This window comes from Microcoleus sp. PH2017_35_SFW_U_B (genome assembly GCF_020737865.1).
Taxonomy (GTDB): domain Bacteria; phylum Cyanobacteriota; class Cyanobacteriia; order Cyanobacteriales; family Microcoleaceae; genus Microcoleus.
This window is the reverse complement of record NZ_JAEQDE010000044.1, coordinates 1-16639: the sequence shown is the minus strand read 5'-3', so window position 1 is coordinate 16639 and position 16639 is coordinate 1. Positions and strand designations below refer to the sequence as shown.

Below are 16639 nucleotides of genomic sequence, written 5' to 3'. Positions count from 1 at the left end.
GCTACAACACAATTATTTAGTGGAATGAACGTCCAAGTTGTTTCCTCAAATATTCTCGCCTGTGCGTCGTTAGCTCGATTTTAGATTTTTTCGGGTACGAGCGATAACGACACACCCTACAAAATAAATTTGGAAAATTGCTATTATTTACGACCAGTCAACAAATAAGTAACCATGTATCCCTTGCCCTTAACTTGAATCGCCCCTCGCTTCTGAAAAGTGTATTTATTCTTTAATATTTCGTAGGTTTCGGCGGTGACTTGAATGCAGCCGGTAATCCCGTGGGATTCCATGCGCGAAGCAATATTTACTGTGTCGCCCCAAAGGTCGTAAATAAACTTTTTTAAGCCGATGACGCCGGCAACTACAGGGCCACTGCTAATTCCGATCCGAATGCTGAATGGTTCGGAATGATTTAAGCTCAGAAACCGGATTTCTTGTAGCATATCGATCGCCATATTCGCCACCGCCTCGGCATGATCCTCTCGCGGAGTAGGTAAACCGCCGACAACCATGTAAGCATCACCAATAGTCTTAATTTTCTCCAAACCGTGGCGATCGGCTAAATGATCAAAAGCTGAAAAAATATCATTGAGCACGGACACTACCGCAGTCGCTGAAATTCTCGACGAAAGCTCTGTAAAGCCCACAATGTCGGCAAACATCACCGTTACTTCCCCAAAACTTTCGGCGATATTATGTTCATTATCTTTCAAACGCAGGACGATCGCCGCCGGCAAAACATTCAGCAACAGTTGCTCGGATTTCGCTTGTTCCACTTCCAACTGTTGGTAAGCAGCCTGCAACTGTTCGGTTTGGAGAATTCTTTCTCGGGCTAGCTTTTCGATTTGGGCGGTGCGACTCAACGCTGTCAGCATATATGTCACCGGCAGCAGAGTCCACAACATCCCCATACTCAGAGTTCCCCAAGAACGCCAGTGCTTGCGAGTCTTCCGAATTTCCGGCGTTGCAGACACGTATAAAGACCACTGGCTGCCGCTAATTTTCAGCACCCTTTGGCAAGCTGCATACTGCGGGCCTGGATTGTCCAGAATCGGGCAGTTTGACCTTTGAGTTACTTTCGCAGCGGCCGATGCGGTGAACACTTGTTGGGTGGAGGATTGGAACAAAGCCGCAAATTGCGGAATTTGCCCGTCAGCAGCCCGATTTTGCAGAACGGGGTCGGGCGTTGGCGGTAACAACGGCAGTGCTTCTGGCTTGTCTGGAGGCTCGCTGGCGAGATAAATGGTGAGGTAGTCGGTATTGCGTCCTTTTAAAGAGGTTTGGAAAATATCTTTGCCTTGAAATACGCCCAGAACAAATCCTTGTAGCAGTTGGCGGCGGGATTCCAGGGTAGTCGGTTTAGTGCTGTTTTCGTAAATCGGAACTATTACCAAAAGACCCACTTCCGGCGAATTGCGCTGAATTAGACCGTCGTAGCTGGTGACAATCATTTCTCCAGTATCCCGCGCGCGATCGATCGCAGCGCGAATTTCTGGGTGGGAGGTGAGGTCAAATCCCAATGCTGTCTCGTTTCCCGCCGTTGGTTCGACGTAAAAAGCTGGGAAATATTCCGAACGCTGGCCGGCCTTGCGGAGTTCTCCCTGGGGGCCGCGCTCTGTAATCTGGAAGCTGGAGTCAGTTTCGGTTCTGGCTTGGGCTTCGTAGTTGGCGCGCTGGGAATTGGGAACGCGGGGGGCCCAAGCCAGCAGTTGCAGGCTGGGGTGAACGGATAGGGGACGGCCGACAAACCGAGCAAAAGAAGAACGTTCGACGACGCTAAACGCTTTCATGTAGTCGCTGAGGGCGAGAACTGCGTCTAAGTCTGAGTTGAGTTGGCGTTCAATGCCGATCGAAATATCGTCGATGCGGCGGTGCATTTCGTAGTCGTGGCGCCTGTCTTCCCAGTCCCAAACCAAGGCAAATGCCAGGGCCGAGAATCCGACACCCAAAACAAGTGTCAACCCGGCTGGAATGTAGCGAGACCAGGATAAAGGTAGTTTTTTCAGCATAATTGCCTAGCGAATAAGGGCAGCAGATGAGCACACCGCACAAATGAGATTAATTTCGGCGTCTCAGTGCCGTTAATTCAAAACCCTGATAACTCAAGCACCGACGGCAATTGGGGATTAAAAGAAGACCGTACGTTTTATCTAAATTTTCATCCTTTACCAGAAAGAATTGGTTGAAAGCCCGCCCGCCGGAGCGGGAGAAATTAAAATCAGAGTATTCATTACTCCAATCCTCGGACTTAAGGGTAGAGGTCGCTCTCAAACTGTCAACTGTCAATTGTCAACTGTCAACTGTTGAAACCGGAATTTCAATCCAGAATTCTGCTCCTTGTCCGGGCGCTGAGATGCACCGCAGACTTCCCTTATGTTTTTCTACCACAATCTGATGGCTGATGGACAATCCCAAACCTGTTCCAGACCCAACCGGTTTCGTGGTAAAAAAGGGGTCAAACAGGCGCTTGCTAACGTCTTCGGTCATTCCAGGGCCGCTGTCGGCGATGCAAATGACCACGCGATCGCACTCGCCGACATTGCTTTTACTATTGTTCAACCCAGCTTTTTTCATTTCAGTACGAATCACGATCGTCCGGGGTTGTTTGCGGTTTTCCACAGCGTCAATTGCATTGCTGATAATATTAAAAAACACCTGATTTAACTGCCCCGCACAACAGTAAATTTTCGATATAGTTCCGTAGTCTTTAATGATTTCAATTCGTTTTTCTTGAGTGTCGTGGTGCAATCGATGCTGCACAATTAACAGCGTACTCTCAATTCCTTCATGAAGATCTGCTAACTTTATTTCTGATTGATCTAATCGCGCAAAATTCCGCAGCGACAATACAATATCACTAATTCTTTCTACTCCTACTTTCATAGAATTTAGCATTTTTGGCAAGTCTTCCTTGAGGAAATCAAACTCTATTTGCTTCAGTGTTTCGGTAATTTGCTGAGCAGGAGACGGGTAATAGTGCTGGTAGAGATTCAAAAGTTCTATTAAGTCGTTAAAATAGATGTTGGTGTGAGAAATATTGCCGTTAATAAAATTTGCAGGATTGTTGATTTCATGGGCGATACCAGCCACCATCTGCCCGAGGCTAGACATTTTTTCTGATTGAATTAATTGGATTTGAGTATGTTGGAGTTGTTCGTAGGCTTCTTGCAATTGAGTTGCTTGTTTTCTCAATTGAGATTCCGAAGCTTGGAGTGCTGCTGCGGAAATTTTGCGGTTAGTAATATTTTCAATCATCCCTAAGTTGTAAATAGCTTTTCCTTCCCCGTCTCGGATCAAAGTAGCTGTCACATTTACCCAAACAGTTTTACCTGTAGCCGAAATATGGCGAATTTCGATTTGATAGCTCGGAATTTCTCCCCGATTGAGAGCGGCAGCAGCTTCGAGATTGTTTTGACGATCTTCGGGATGCCCAATTTCTATGAATGTTGTACTCAGCAATTCTGCTGCTGTATATCCCAGCATTTCGCAGTAAGTTTTATTGACTCGCACCAACTGGCGATCGTCTAAATTGGCTAAATAGATACCGATGGGTGCATCTTCAAATATTTTGCGAAATAGTTCCTCGCTGGCCCGGACTTTAGCTTCAAGTGAAAGCCGATCGGTGATGTCTTCCAAAGTACATAAAATGCCGACGACATTGCCGTAGTTGTCGTGCAAAGGTATTTTATTTGTATCCATCCAGCGCTGGGTGCCGTCGGCTTGCATTTGAGGTTCAATAATGTGATATTCAGCGGTATTTTTTGCCATGATCCGGCAATCGCAATCTCGGAAAAATTTTGTTTCTTCTGGCTTCCAGGGCATATCGTAGTCCGTGAGACCGGTGATTTCAGTGGGATGATTTAAACCTGCGATTGTGGCAAAGTTTTTGTTACCTCCCAAGTAAACTGAATCTAGATCTTTCCAGGCGATTAACTGAGGGATGTTGTCGATCACCAACCACAGCATTTTTTTGGATTTTTGCAAAGCTTCTGTGCGTTCTAGGACGCGCTTTTCTAGTTCTTGATTGGCTTGTTCCAGGGCAACTTTTGACTCGCTGAGGGCGATTTCTGCTACCTTGCGATCGCTAATATCGATTGTCACCCCTTCCCAAAGTATCTCGCCGCCCGGTTGCAGTTCGGGGCGAGCAATGGCGCGAATCCATTTCAGTTTTCCCGATCGCGTAACGATCCGCCCTTCATATTTCCAAGGTTGTAAATTTTTTCCGCAAATTGTGAGTGACTCTTGCATCGGTTGTAGGTCTTCTGAATGCACCAACGACCACATTGAATTTGAGTTTTTTTGAACTTTTTCTGGAGTTAATTCATAGAGTTCCCAACAGCCGGGACTGACATAAATGAATTCATTGGTACCGTCGAGATGCTGCAAGTATTGATAAATCATTCCCGGCAGGTTGCCGGCCATTTTTTGGAATCGGGCTTCGCTTTGTCGCAGTGCTGATTCGGCAAGTTTGCGATCGCTAATGTCGATCAACAAACCATCCCAAATAATGTCACCTTTTTCGCTCAGTTCGGGTCTGGAAGCCCCGCTAACCCACTTGATGCGATCGCCCGGTAACACTAATCTGCCTTCCCACCGCCAAGGATCTAAAGTTTTAGCTGAGATAGCCAGAGTTTCGTGGAAGTTTTGTGCATCCTCTGGGTGAATCATTTCGATCGCAGGAATAGCTGACTTTTGCAGCACCTCTGGTTCTAATTCGTAGAGTTCGCGACAGCCAGAACTGATGTAGGGGAATGACACAGCGCCGTCGGCTGCTAGCTGAAATTGATAAATCATTCCCGGAACGTTGGCGGCTAGTTTTTGCAACCTCGCTTCGCTTTGGCGGAGTGCGGTTTCTGCTTCTACGCGATCGGTAATATCATAAAATGACGATAAAATTGATGCTTCGCCCTTAAAATTAATCGCTCGCATCGACATCTTTGCCCAAAAGCAACTGCCATTTGCTTTCTTGAGGCAGATTTGATCGCTGTCGCTAAAGCCGTGTTTTTTGACTGATTCTAGCAATTGATGGCGATCGCCCGCATTAGCATAAAAGTCGATCTTTTTGCTAGCGATCAGCTTGTCTGAACTCAAACCGAAAGTTTCTCCGAGGGCAGAATTTGCGTACAAAATTGTGCTGTCTGAGCGGCGCGTAATGATCGTAGGAATGGGAGTCGCAGTAGCGATCGCCCGCAATCTTTCTTCGCTTTCTTGCAGGGCTGTTTCGGCTGCGACTCTTTGGGTAATATCGTTCTGAACTCCGATAAAATGAGTGAGGTTTCCGTCGCCATCGAGGACGGGGGAAACAGTTAATTCGTTCCAAAAAGGTGTTTTATCCTTGCGGTAATTCTTGAGAATTACCTTAACTTCTGTTCCCGATCGCAAACTGCTGCGGAGTCTGTCTAATTCGGCGCGATCGGTATCCGGGCCTTGCAAAAACCGGCAGTTGCGTCCAATGACTTCTTCCCGGGTGTAGCCAGTCAGTTTCTCAAAAGCAGGATTGCAATATATAATAGGTCTGTCGAGCCTGCCAGCATCTGCGATCAGGATGCTGTTGCTCGACGCTGCGATCGCCCTTTCTAGGAGAGACAGGTGGAAAGAGTCTGTTGTCATCGGTGGCAATACACACACTCCGAGGGAGCGGACATGAAAATAAAAATTTATCGATAGCTTGACACATTCTTATTTTATCAAATTTTATCAAAAAAATGGGTCTAAAAACCCGTCTTTTAAGACTGATTTGCATTTAGGCTGTCCTGTGTTACCATAGTTAAGACTGGTTTGGTAAACAAAATGTTAAAAGCCTTCAAGTACAGAATCTATCCGACAAGTGAGCAATCAGTTTTGCTTGCCAAGTCGTTTGGATGTACTAGATGGTTCTATAACTATGCCCTCAACTTAACGTCTGAAACTTACAAGCAAACGGGGAAGGGGTTAAGCAGAAATGAAATAATCAAACTTCTACCCTCCCTGAAGAAAGAGTATGAGTGGTTGGCTGAAGCACCATCACAAGTCCTTCAGCAAGCTGCTTTAAATCTTTCTAGTGCTTTCCTGAACTTCTTCGAGGGTAGGGCTAAATATCCCAACTTCAAAAAGAAACAAAATAGACAGTCTATTAGATTTCCTCAAGGTTGTGAATTAAAAGATGATACATTGAAACTGCCTAAGATTGGTGATGTTCGTTGTAAAGTATCACGACAACCAGAGGGGACTCTAAAGTCGGTTACGGTTTCAGTTAATCCATCGGGGGAATACTTGGCGGCCTGCCTCTATGATAACGGCAAAGACTTACCTGAGAAATCAACAGAAGGAAAAGCCATTGGCATAGATGTGGGACTAACTCACTATGCTGTTACATCCGATGGAACCAAACATGGGAATCCCAAATACTATCGAAAGTATGAAAAGAAATTAGCGAAGAGACAAAAGCAATTAAGTCATAAGCTTAAAGGGTCTGGCAACCGCAACAAAGCTAGGGTTAAAGTTGCCAAAGTTCACGCGAAGATAGTTCGGTGTCGCGAAGATTTTTTACACAAACTAAGTCGTAAATTAGTTGACGAAAACCAAGTCATAGTAGTCGAGAATCTAGCAGTTGGAAACATGGTCAAAAACCACAAACTAGCTAAATCTATTAGTGATGCTGGTTGGGGACAATTCTGCACCATGTTGAAGTACAAAGCCCAGTGGGCAGGAAAAACCTATGTCGAAGTAGATAGGTTTTATCCCAGTTCTAAGACTTGTAATAAGTGTTTAAGTCGCGTGGATAGCTTGAGTTTGGATGTTCGTAGTTGGCAATGTCCTAAATGTGGAGAAAACCATGATAGAGATATTAATGCTGCTAAGAATATTTTATATGAAGGTTTACGAATTTTGACGGCAGGGCATACCGTTACTGCTTCGGGAGGGAGAGTAAGACCAAGTAAAGGCACTGCTTTTACAAGGCATCTCCCTGTGAACGAAGAATCCTAGCCCTTTAGGGGGGAGTGTCAATTTATTATCTTATTGTAATTTAGCTTTTTCCACCAAGCCTACAGAAAAAAAGCCGATAAACAAATAATATCGGGCAATTTCAACGGCTATCTCATTTTCGAGTTCTGATTTAAGATTTTCTCTCGCCGATGACTTATATTCTCAGGGTGGGGAGCAGATCTACAGCAGTTGCATTCTTTTTTGAAACTGGTATTATCTGCGATCGCCAATCAAAAATCGAAAATCGAAAATCGAATAATCAATCTAGATTGACAAGGCAAGGCTAGAACCCTGAGCAGTTTTGGTGACTTCTATCCTGGCTTGAAAAGCTTCTTTGAGGTGCGGCATATGGGTAACGGTGAGGATGCAGGCGAAGTCAGAGGCGATCGCATTAATGGCAGCAATTAGGCGATCGCACCCTTCCGCATCCTGAGTCCCAAACCCCTCATCAATAATCAACATTTGCAAAGCCGTACCCGCCCGCTGAGACAGCAATCTCGCCAGCGCCAGCCGAATCGCAAAATTAATCCGAAAAGCTTCGCCACCCGAGTAAGTTTCATAGGGACGAGTACCGCGAGCATCAGCAATGAGAATGTCTAAAGTGTCAATCAATTTAGTTGCTTTTTTAGAAGCAGCCGCCCGCTGAGTAATAAATTGCACGTGCAACTGATTCGCGCTCAATCTCGACAATATCTGATTAGTTTCAGCTTCCAGTTGAGGCAAAACATTTTCAATCATCAAAGCTTGAATCCCGTTCTTGCCAAAGGCTTGACCCAACTCTTGATAAACTTTGTATTGGCGTTTAGCAACCTGCATTTGCTCTTTTTGAGCTACAAGCTGAACTTGCAAAGCTTCCAGATTTTGCTGCTGTTGTTGGAGGCGTCCGAGACTTCCCAAATGTTGGTCTAGCTGCTGGCGGCGGCGGCCCATTTGTTGTTCGATCGCACTTATTTGAGCAATCGGATCGGGATGTTCTTGCAACTGCTGGTTCATCGCTGAAGTTTGAGCGGTGACAGCTTGCAAATCGCGATCGCGCACGGCGATCGAACTGGCGATTTCATTAACCCGCTGCTGCACTTGCGGGAATTGCTGAGTTGCCGATCGCAATTTTTCAGCACGGGCGATCCAAAACTGCGTTTTACGCATTTCGCTACGGACGTGTTCGTGCTGTTCCAAGTTATAGCCAACTTCCGCGATATATCTATTTAAAGACAGAATTTGCTGCTGAATTTCCGAGCTATTTTTTTGCTGTTCAAACTGTTGCTGTACGGCGGCTAATTGAGTTTGCAAATCCGGGCGGCGGCTGTTAATTTTATTAAGTTTCTGCTGAGCGTCTTTGATTTGAGCTTGCTTAATTTCCGCCCAGCGCAAACGCTTTTCATCGCTGCGGGCGAGGGAGTGGCTGCGATCGCTATAATTGAGCTGTTGCAGTTGCTGTTCAATTTGCTGAAGTTCCCTCAAATCATCAGATCCATACTCGCCAGTACGCAACAACCGCTCGATTTGGGCAGCATCTTGACGCATACTTTGCAGTCGAGTTTCATCTTGGCCCAGGCCATCCAATTGAGCTTGCAAATGGCTGCGGCGTTCCCGCAATTCTTGGTAAGGCGCTAATTCCTGTTCTAGTTCGCGGTATTCGTGTCTGAGGACTTGAATTTCGCGCTCGGAAACTGCCAACTGTTCGCGGACAACCCACAGTTGATTCCAGATTTCTTGCTGTTGGGAGTGGTGCTTGGTGACTACCAAATTCCAGTAGTGTTCGTCTAAAGGTCGATCGCACAAAGGACAGGCGCCAAAACCCGAATCGCGCACAATTAAAGGCGAATTCGCTTCCTGAGTTTCCCCAAACTGGGCAGCTTTACCTTCCCCCGCGCTAGTTTCTGCTTCATTTTTCCGCAACAGTTGGAGTTTTTGGTCAATTTCCGCGAGTCGGGTTTGATAGTCGCGGCTTTTAGCTTGCAGATTTTCTAGAAAGCTGTGCCTTTCTTGGCCTTTTTCGCGGACTCGTTCCTGATAAACTCGCTTGTTTTCCAACTGGACAATTTGATGGGCGATGGCCGAGATTTCCTGCTGCAATTTCGGCTGTCGCTGCTGTTGCTGAACTTGCACCTGTCGGTTGATTTCGGCTAAGCGGGCGGTTAAACCGGCATGGGCGCGATCGAGCTTAGTTTGCGCCTGCTGCTGCTGTTGGAGTAGCGGCGAAACTTGCAGTTGCAGTTGTTCTAGTTCGTTAAGGCGCGATCGGGCTGCTTGCAACTGTGCGAGTCCTTTGTCAACCTCCGGCTGCTGCTTGAGAACATCTAGAACATCTTTTTCATCTTGTTCTAAGACATCTAATTGAGCTTGCAACTGCTGAATTTTGTTTTGCAAAAGGCTCAATTCTTGCCGTTGCTGTTCTTGCAAGTTTTGGCGCTGATTTTGCGCTTGTTGGTGAGCTTTGAATTTTCCAGCCTGCGTCTCTTCTGTGGATTGTAAACTCTGAAAATAGGCAATTCCTGCTGTTATCTCATTTTCTTGGGCGAGCAGGGCTTGCAGCTCGTGTTGCTGCCGCTTGGCGGCTGCGAGTTCTTGCTGCAAGCGACGGCATTCTTGAGAGATATTATAGTGTTGTTGCTGGTGGCCGGCGAGGAGTTTTTGCCAAGTTTGGCGGTTGTGGTGCTGGAGTTGCAGTTGCTGCAAATGTGCTGTGTCGGCTTGCTGCTGCGAAGAGAGCAAATCGGTTGCTTGCTGCAATTGAATTTGTTCGGATGCGATCGCTTCTTTTTGTTGCAGTTGCTCTTGGGTTGTCTGCAAGCCGTGTTTTAGGACTTCGACTTTGGCTTTAAAATCTCTGGCTTTTTCCTTGGCTTGTTCGGATAAAGTGTCGTATCGATCGAGTTTGAGGAGGTTGGCTAAAACTTGCTTGCGCTCGATCGGCTTTTTGAGCATAAACTCATCAGCACGCCCCTGCCGCAAATAAGCCGAGTTAATAAAAGTATCGTAATCTAGCTTGATATGTTCGAGAATTTTCTGCTGAGTATTTCTCAGCCCCTTGTCAGTGAGAGTGCGAAAACTGAGTCCATCCTGAGTTTCGGCGCAATTCAAGCTAACTTGAAATTCCAAACTTCCCGATTGTCCGCGCCGGCGGTTGCGAATCACCCGGTAGATTTGGCCGCCCGTAGAGAAAGTGAAATCAACTCGGACATCAATTTCGCCGATATGGATGATATCGTCTTCTGTATCGCTGCGACAACTGCCCCAAAGCGACCAGGCGATCGCCTCTAGGAGAGAAGATTTACCAGCACCGTTAGGCCCGCAAATGCAAGCAGTGTGAAGTCCGCGAAAGTCTAAAGCAGCTTCGCGATAGCTGAGAAAATTTTTGAGTGTAAGTTGTATAGGAATCATTTAAGGCCATCGCGCCATACAATCTATTTATAAATAACACTATTTGTACGCTGTTGGCTAGTTATTCAATCCAGATCCAGCACAATTGTCAGTGTATCTGCAATTTCTTCCATAATTGTTTCCGAAAGGCTTCCGAGTTGTCGGACAAATCTTTGTTGGGAAACGGAACGGACTTGAAAAGTGTCGGCGGCTGAGAGTTTAGCCAAGCCATTTTCGCTACTTGGTTCTAGTCGAACCATCCAATTTCTCTCTGTATATCGTTCTTTCCAGTCAGTGATGGGGACAATCACTTCAAGCAGCAAAATTCCCACCGTCTCATCGCTGACAATAACTGCGGGACGGGTTTTGCCGATTTCTGCACCAACAGTAGGTTCAAGTGTAACCAGCCAGATTTCGCCTCTACGCATTAGTTTTTATCCCAGCGTTCAGGTATTCTTCCTCGGATTCAAAATATGGTTCGCTGTCTGGCGACCACAAATCATGTAAAGCACCTCCCGGCATATAATCCTTGACTGCTGCTTCTGCTGCGGCTCTGAGTTGGCGCTTTTTCTCGGCTTTGCGCTGGGCTTTTTGTTCTATGTCGTCGCGCATCATCCGCGAAGCTGTTTCGATGATTTCTAGGCGTTCTTCTGCTGTCAGATTTTTGAGTGCTGCTAAGATTTCTGTTTTGGTCACGGTTTTTTTGGGTGGTGGGTAAGAAAGTGCGATCCAACCATCATTATATCTTTGAGGAAAATCCATATCGGCGATCGCACTTCAATTTTCACCTCATCCTGCGAATTTCCGTGTCCAGGGTATGAAAAAAATAAGTTAAAAATCCCCAAGCTTTGTCGATACTGGTTTCTATGACTGGCATATTTAGCCTTTCATACCGTAAATCAGCAACGCCCGCAATAGTTCGTTGCTGGACGAAAGGCTCGATCGGATTTGTCAAACCACTGTTCTTGGGTATGATAGCGTTCTCGCTGGTAGACTTCCAAGGCACTCCAGTTTTCCTTTTCCCTAGGTAAGAATGTGCCGCGTTCGAGAATTAAGATCTTTTTACCGCTAGGAGCCAGATGATGTGCCAGCGTTCCACCGCCTGCACCAGTGCCGATAATGATAACATCGTAATGTTGGTTAAGCATGGTTTTCATCTCTATTGTTCTTGATAGTTCCACAACAAACCACCATCAACGACTACTGTCGAACCAGTGATATACCGAGCGTCATCTGAAGCTAGAAAAGCAACTACCGCCGCAATATCATCTGGTTTTCCAAATCGACCTAATGGAATATTTTTAAGCAAAGGTTGCAATTGAGCGGGGTTATTTAGTAGCTGTTGATTGATTGGCGTTTCGATCGCACCTGGAGCCACATTATTGATAGTAATACCCAATCTTCCCAGCTCTACCGCCAGATTTCGCATCATCATTTTCACGGCACCTTTACTAGCACAGTAAGTAGTGAAGTGTGGAAATGGTAATTCTTCATGAACGGAACTAATATTAATAATACTGGCGCGATTTTTGCCCGTATCGATTTGATGTTTGACGAAAAACTGTGTAGCAAAGAAAACTCCTTTGAAATTGATATTCATAACCGCATCAAAATCTTGCTCTGTTATATCCCAAAAGTCAGAATGTTTTTCAATCCCAGCATTATTAACCAAAATATCGATCGTGCCAAAATGTTCGATACTTTCAGCAACTAAACGCCGTACATCATCAACCATTCCCAAATCTGCACCGATACTATAACCCCGATCTCGATCGCAAAATCCATCAGCCATCAAGCAATTACCGCCGATCTCATTAATTGCCTTCAGCGTTTGTTCCGCGCCTTCAGGATTGGAACGATAATTGACAACAACTTTCGCGCCTTCCTGTGCCAATCGAATTGCAATACCTTGACCGATACCGCCACTACTACCAGTGACTAAAGCAACTTTTTCATTCAGTTTCATGATTTTTATTGTGAATTGATAGTTTGACAGCAAATCGGACTGATACACTCAGTAGTATGATTCGGGCAAAGCTTACTGCAAATTTGTCTCTGCACCTTCCGCTGCCCACTGCGTAAAAGCTGGTCAAGCTGCAATAAATTTCATTGCCACCCCATTCATGCAATAGCGTTTACCCGTCGGTTTGGGGCCATCTGCAAAGACATGCCCCAAATGTCCGCCACAGCGACGACAATGTACCTCAGTTCGAGTCATTGCAAAAGCTCGATCGATCGTCGTTCCAATAGCACCCTCGATCGGGGCATAAAAGCTCGGCCAACCCGTACCACTGTTATATTTAGTAGTAGAGGTAAATAGTGGCAAATTGCAGCCAGCACAGGCAAAAGTGCCGTTACCATGCTCCAAATCCAGGGGGCTACTACCCGCACGTTCGGTGCCATGCTGACGCAACACTTCAAATTGAGCTGGTGTCAAAATTTTCCGCCATTCTTGCTCTGTTTTCATAATTGCAAACTGATGATTTTCAGCTATTTTTATGGTTTTTCCTTGAACTTTGTTCGGTAAATAATCCGACAACCAAATCGAACCGATCGTCGCAATTCCAGCAGATAAAAAATAACGTTTTTTCATAGGATTAATCTACAGATCGAGAACTACCCTTGCCGTTTTGGGATGAGAAATACAGATGAGTACCGAACCTCGCTCTACAGTCGCACTTGGTTGTTCTTGATACTCCACTTCTCCTTCAGCAATCTTGCACGTACAGGTACCGCAAATCCCTGCACGACAGCTATATTCAGGTCGCAGACCATTTGCTTCGGCAAACTCTAAAATCGTCCCATCGGCAGGATTCCAAGTATGAGTTCGACCAGATTTACTGAAGACAATTTCTTTAGTATCGCTAGTTGCTGTGGTTACAGATTCACCCGCTTTTGCTGGTTTTGGCATTGCCTTGGCAAAGGATTCAAACATTACTCGCTCGTCTGCTACCCCCCACGTTCTCAATCCATTTCTAATCGCATCCATAAATGATGCCGAGCCACACAGAAAGTAATCTGCTTCAGTGGAACCACACAATTGCTGCATTTCTGGTGCCACTATATTTTGAATCAGAGCAGCATCGACATATCCACGCTGGTGATAATGTCCGATATCTGTTGCCATCGGTTGGCTATAGCAGTAGATAATATGTAAATTAGAATGACTGGCAGCGAGGGCATTAATTTCATCGCGAAAAGCATGATTTTGGCTATCTCTAGCACCATGTAAAAACCAAATGTGTCGCAATGGATTTAGTTGCATCGCCGCTTTTGCCATACTAATCATCGGCGTAATTCCTACACCATTACTAATTAAGATCGCAGGTTGGGGATGGTGAAGATTGAGTACGAATTTGCCAGCCGGAGGTTTTACCCAAATTATCGAATCTTCTTGGATACGATCGTGCATAAAATTAGAAGCAATTCCTGGAGGTAGATCGGTACCGACTGGTGCAATTTCTCGCTTAATCGACAGGCGATAATAAAGTGGAGATTGATGATAATCGGATAGAGAATAAGTGCGAATTACTGGCTCGGCTCGCTCTGGCAAATCGAGTTTTATCGTCAGAAATTGTCCCGACATAAAAGCCGGAATCGGCTCGTTATCTTCAGGATGTAAATAGAAAGATGTAATATTATCGCTTTCGCTTACTTTCCGCATGACGATAAATTTTCGCCAATCATGCCATCCCGAATTTAATGATTCTCGATCGCCTAAATCGTTAGACTCAACTTCATTATCTTTATTACGCTTACCCGAACTCAAACCGATCGCCGCACCGATAACAGAACTCGCTAACGAGGTGTAGACAACTAGCTTACTTGCAGATTCGGGAGTTGTCTGCTTTGGAGATTTGAGTAATTCTAAGGCAAGTCCAGCAGGAATTGTGACTAAACTGCCTAGAAAGATACCAGCAGCGATCGATCTAATAATGGGATTGGAAATTTTTTGTATATTTTCTAGCATTTTCTAATTCCTCGTTGGTATAGCTTCTTTCCAATAGAATCAAATTAATGGGCAAATATTTGACTGAATTCTATTTTGGTTATAGATATTACTTGTTGGCATCAACGATCTTCAGAGCAGGTTTATCCAAGTTTTCATGGCAGTAAATTTTGCTAAAATATAGATAGTGGGCAACAGCTCCCGCTCGTCGGAAAACCCGATGATTTTGGTTAAGATAATGCCCACCATCCAGTTCGATCGAGAGACTAAGAATACTAAATTCTAGAATCGATCGCAGAGGATATTACTTAACTTCACTGGGATTGAACCTAGCAATTTTGCCTTTTTTGACTGCCACAACCACATCGTAAACAGTACAGAGTGAAAGTGTAGTGTCATTGTTTTTGCTGTAAAGATTAACTACCATGCCCGCACCACCTGGTTGCACGCCAATTGGATTGAGATCTTTGGGATATAGTTTGCGGAGTAAGTCTCCACTACCTGGTTTACCTTTAACCGCTGTAATTTGGTCGATCTTTTCTTGCGTAGTTTCAGTTTGAGCGATCTTAACTTCTTGGGCAGATGCTTGGAGAGAATTAGGAGCGAATGATTGGAAGGGAACGGTGGCGATGGCGATCGTACCCAGAGCGATTGTTGTCAGCAGAAAAGAAGTAGCTTTCATGTTGTAAATCCTAGAATTGGGTTGTAAAAATTAGAAGTGAAGTCGAGTATAAAGATCGACTATTTTGGGATCGATGGTGCAGACTGAGGTTGTACCAGACAGGTTTGTTTGTCACATTCATATTTGTATAGCGATTCTACATAGGGCTTTTGCCAACTCAGCGGAATTTCCAACAAATCTCGCGTGCCAGTAAACCCCTGACCGATAAATAATAGTAGTGCCAAGCAGTTGAGAATGATATGGACGTTGCGCCAACGATTGCTGCGATCGCGATAAATATCTTGAATAATCGCTAATGAAAAAATCATTAACATCGCAGCAACGATCCCATAGTAATAATGGGAGACATACCATTCAGATTCGCGTCGATAGATCTCTGGTTGAGAACCGATCACTACTAAGCCCATTCCCGTTAATGTGGCAAATATGCCCAGCCAAATCTTTTCGCTCGATCGATATAAAAAGAACAGCGCTCCGCTAGTGGCGACGAACATCATCAGGATAAATACCACCCGAAATGGTTCTTTAATCCAAGCTTGTTGTTCGAGTATTTTTGAGAAGATCGGATGTGCCAGTCCAATTAAGGACAGCACTACAACCGAGCCGCTCAGCCATCGACCCAAATCTACGTGCTCTTTGCCTACAACTCCAGGAATTTGACTTTTCCCACCAGTTGCCACAGCTAGCCGTCGTTGGCGGGTTTGCCATGCCATTCTCACTACCATGCCGATGAGGGGGAAAACTACGGCAACGGCGAAAAAAGGATGCAATAGCAAGAATAGATCGTTGGCATTCATAAAAATAAATCCACAGCAGAAGATCGACTATTAACGTCAGTTAGCAGTTCGTTTTCGACTGGCGGACTGGGGAACATAGATGCTCCCAAAATTCCAACTTCTCACTCGAAAAATGCTACTAGCAACTTGGGTTATTAGTATCATCGCAATGGTTTTTTAAGCACGCCTGAAATGAACTTAATAATTTCCTGAATTTTTGGGTATGTATCTTTCAGCCGATTCTCAGCTAATTCTCAGTAACTGTCACGACACGTCAATTCACTGACATCTAACATCTAATCCTCGTCACGATCTAAGATTGCATCAGCCAGCGTCTTTGCCGCCTTACCCTGCAAGGCATCACCGTGCCGGTAGTGCCCTGAAGGAAAGGATCGACAGAATAAAACTGAATTCAAATAAAAGTAGACATTTAGAGTTGTAAATTATCATTGTAATGATGTACAAAGCGCCAAATTGCAGCAATATGATTTTCTAATTTTTTAGAGAAGGCTAAGCTCTTTCTTACCAACCCTTGATACTCGTTGTCGAATAGTACAGTTGAAGCGCTCGATATAGCTAGTAAAACCACTATCTTTATCTACACGGCGTGATGACGTTTGCTGGGCAATACAGAATCATAAGCACAAAGCGTGATCGGTATAAAATACTGCACATTGACGGTAAACTGGTGGCATTGAATTCCATAAAGATTGAGCCGATACTGCGCTACGATCTCCAATATGTACACCAACAATTTCCCTAGTCTGGGCATCCAATGCCAGCCAGACCCACTGCTGATTTCCTTTACTATCAACGAATGACCATAACTCATCCATCTGAACATTCAAGCGCTTTTTTTCTTTGGGAGTCACTTCCACTTGCTTCTTAACAGCAGCCGCT

Annotated in this window: 13 protein-coding genes; 1 reads left to right on the top strand and 12 read right to left on the bottom strand. The window is 45.1% G+C overall.

Going from position 1 to position 16639, the window contains the following annotated elements; translation table 11 throughout:
- Window positions 1-143 precede the first annotated feature (143 nt).
- Both JGK36_RS12525 and JGK36_RS12520 read right to left on the bottom strand, forming a co-directional pair.
- Window positions 144-2012, bottom strand: coding sequence for an adenylate/guanylate cyclase domain-containing protein (locus JGK36_RS12525; protein ID WP_293190959.1), 1869 nt, complete (start codon window positions 2010-2012; stop codon window positions 144-146).
- 280 nt (window positions 2013-2292) lie between these two features.
- Window positions 2293-5613: a PAS domain S-box protein gene (locus JGK36_RS12520; RefSeq protein ID WP_293197035.1), complete on the bottom strand. Its 3321-nt coding sequence runs from the start codon at window positions 5611-5613 to the stop codon at window positions 2293-2295.
- A 180-nt stretch (window positions 5614-5793) separates the two neighbouring features.
- On the opposite strand from JGK36_RS12520, the gene tnpB reads away from it, so the two are divergent.
- Window positions 5794-6969 (top strand): IS200/IS605 family element RNA-guided endonuclease TnpB, encoded by a 1176-nt coding sequence (gene tnpB, locus JGK36_RS12515; protein WP_293197034.1) that lies wholly within the window; start codon window positions 5794-5796, stop codon window positions 6967-6969.
- Window positions 6970-7233: 264 nt separating this feature from the next.
- Here the strand turns inward: tnpB and sbcC are convergent, their stop codons facing one another.
- The 10 genes from sbcC to JGK36_RS12465 form a co-directional block, all read right to left on the bottom strand.
- On the bottom strand, window positions 7234-10353 hold the full coding sequence (sbcC, locus tag JGK36_RS12510; RefSeq protein WP_293180502.1) for an exonuclease subunit SbcC: 3120 nt from the start codon (window positions 10351-10353) through the stop codon (window positions 7234-7236).
- A 65-nt stretch (window positions 10354-10418) separates the two neighbouring features.
- Window positions 10419-10760, bottom strand: coding sequence for a type II toxin-antitoxin system PemK/MazF family toxin (locus JGK36_RS12505; RefSeq protein ID WP_293180505.1), 342 nt, complete (start codon window positions 10758-10760; stop codon window positions 10419-10421).
- Window positions 10753-11094 (bottom strand): hypothetical protein, encoded by a 342-nt coding sequence (locus JGK36_RS12500; RefSeq protein ID WP_293180509.1) that lies wholly within the window; start codon window positions 11092-11094, stop codon window positions 10753-10755. The genes JGK36_RS12505 and JGK36_RS12500 overlap by 8 nt, the downstream gene beginning before the upstream one ends.
- Before the next feature lie 137 nt (window positions 11095-11231).
- Window positions 11232-11480 carry an NAD(P)-binding protein gene (locus tag JGK36_RS12495; protein ID WP_293197031.1) on the bottom strand — a complete coding sequence of 83 codons (249 nt, stop codon included), beginning with the start codon at window positions 11478-11480 and terminating at the stop codon, window positions 11232-11234.
- 11 nt (window positions 11481-11491) lie between these two features.
- Window positions 11492-12298 (bottom strand): SDR family NAD(P)-dependent oxidoreductase, encoded by an 807-nt coding sequence (locus JGK36_RS12490; RefSeq protein WP_293180515.1) that lies wholly within the window; start codon window positions 12296-12298, stop codon window positions 11492-11494.
- A gap of 123 nt (window positions 12299-12421) precedes the next feature.
- Window positions 12422-12925 (bottom strand): peptide-methionine (R)-S-oxide reductase MsrB, encoded by a 504-nt coding sequence (msrB, locus tag JGK36_RS12485; protein WP_363319228.1) that lies wholly within the window; start codon window positions 12923-12925, stop codon window positions 12422-12424.
- Window positions 12926-12934: 9 nt separating this feature from the next.
- Entirely contained in the window at window positions 12935-14302 is a 1368-nt protein-coding gene (locus JGK36_RS12480; RefSeq protein ID WP_293197030.1) for a 2Fe-2S iron-sulfur cluster-binding protein, read from the bottom strand.
- Window positions 14303-14585: 283 nt separating this feature from the next.
- Window positions 14586-14963: a hypothetical protein gene (locus JGK36_RS12475; RefSeq protein ID WP_293197029.1), complete on the bottom strand. Its 378-nt coding sequence runs from the start codon at window positions 14961-14963 to the stop codon at window positions 14586-14588.
- A gap of 59 nt (window positions 14964-15022) precedes the next feature.
- The gene (locus tag JGK36_RS12470; RefSeq protein WP_293180524.1) at window positions 15023-15760 is read right to left on the bottom strand and encodes a DUF4079 domain-containing protein; all 738 of its coding nucleotides are present in this window, start codon (window positions 15758-15760) and stop codon (window positions 15023-15025) included.
- A 614-nt stretch (window positions 15761-16374) separates the two neighbouring features.
- Window positions 16375-16639, bottom strand: a 265-nt coding sequence (locus JGK36_RS12465) for an IS1 family transposase (protein WP_293197028.1), incomplete at its 5' end; no start/stop codon positions are given.

Bases quoted from the DNA above. Each gene is read 5' to 3' on its own strand.
- JGK36_RS12490 (WP_293180515.1), bottom strand. From the start codon at position 12,298: ATGAAACTGAATGAAAAAGTTGCTTTAGTCACTGGTAGTAGTGGCGGT.
- JGK36_RS12495 (WP_293197031.1), bottom strand. From the start codon at position 11,480: ATGCTTAACCAACATTACGATGTTATCATTATCGGCACTGGTGCAGGC.
- msrB (WP_363319228.1), bottom strand. From the start codon at position 12,925: ATGAAAAAACGTTATTTTTTATCTGCTGGAATTGCGACGATCGGTTCG.
- JGK36_RS12470 (WP_293180524.1), bottom strand. From the start codon at position 15,760: ATGAATGCCAACGATCTATTCTTGCTATTGCATCCTTTTTTCGCCGTT.
- JGK36_RS12505 (WP_293180505.1), bottom strand. From the start codon at position 10,760: ATGCGTAGAGGCGAAATCTGGCTGGTTACACTTGAACCTACTGTTGGT.
- sbcC (WP_293180502.1), bottom strand. From the start codon at position 10,353: ATGATTCCTATACAACTTACACTCAAAAATTTTCTCAGCTATCGCGAA.
- JGK36_RS12500 (WP_293180509.1), bottom strand. From the start codon at position 11,094: ATGGATTTTCCTCAAAGATATAATGATGGTTGGATCGCACTTTCTTAC.
- JGK36_RS12525 (WP_293190959.1), bottom strand. From the start codon at position 2,012: ATGCTGAAAAAACTACCTTTATCCTGGTCTCGCTACATTCCAGCCGGG.
- JGK36_RS12480 (WP_293197030.1), bottom strand. From the start codon at position 14,302: ATGCTAGAAAATATACAAAAAATTTCCAATCCCATTATTAGATCGATC.
- JGK36_RS12475 (WP_293197029.1), bottom strand. From the start codon at position 14,963: ATGAAAGCTACTTCTTTTCTGCTGACAACAATCGCTCTGGGTACGATC.
- tnpB (WP_293197034.1), top strand. From the start codon at position 5,794: ATGTTAAAAGCCTTCAAGTACAGAATCTATCCGACAAGTGAGCAATCA.
- JGK36_RS12520 (WP_293197035.1), bottom strand. From the start codon at position 5,613: ATGACAACAGACTCTTTCCACCTGTCTCTCCTAGAAAGGGCGATCGCA.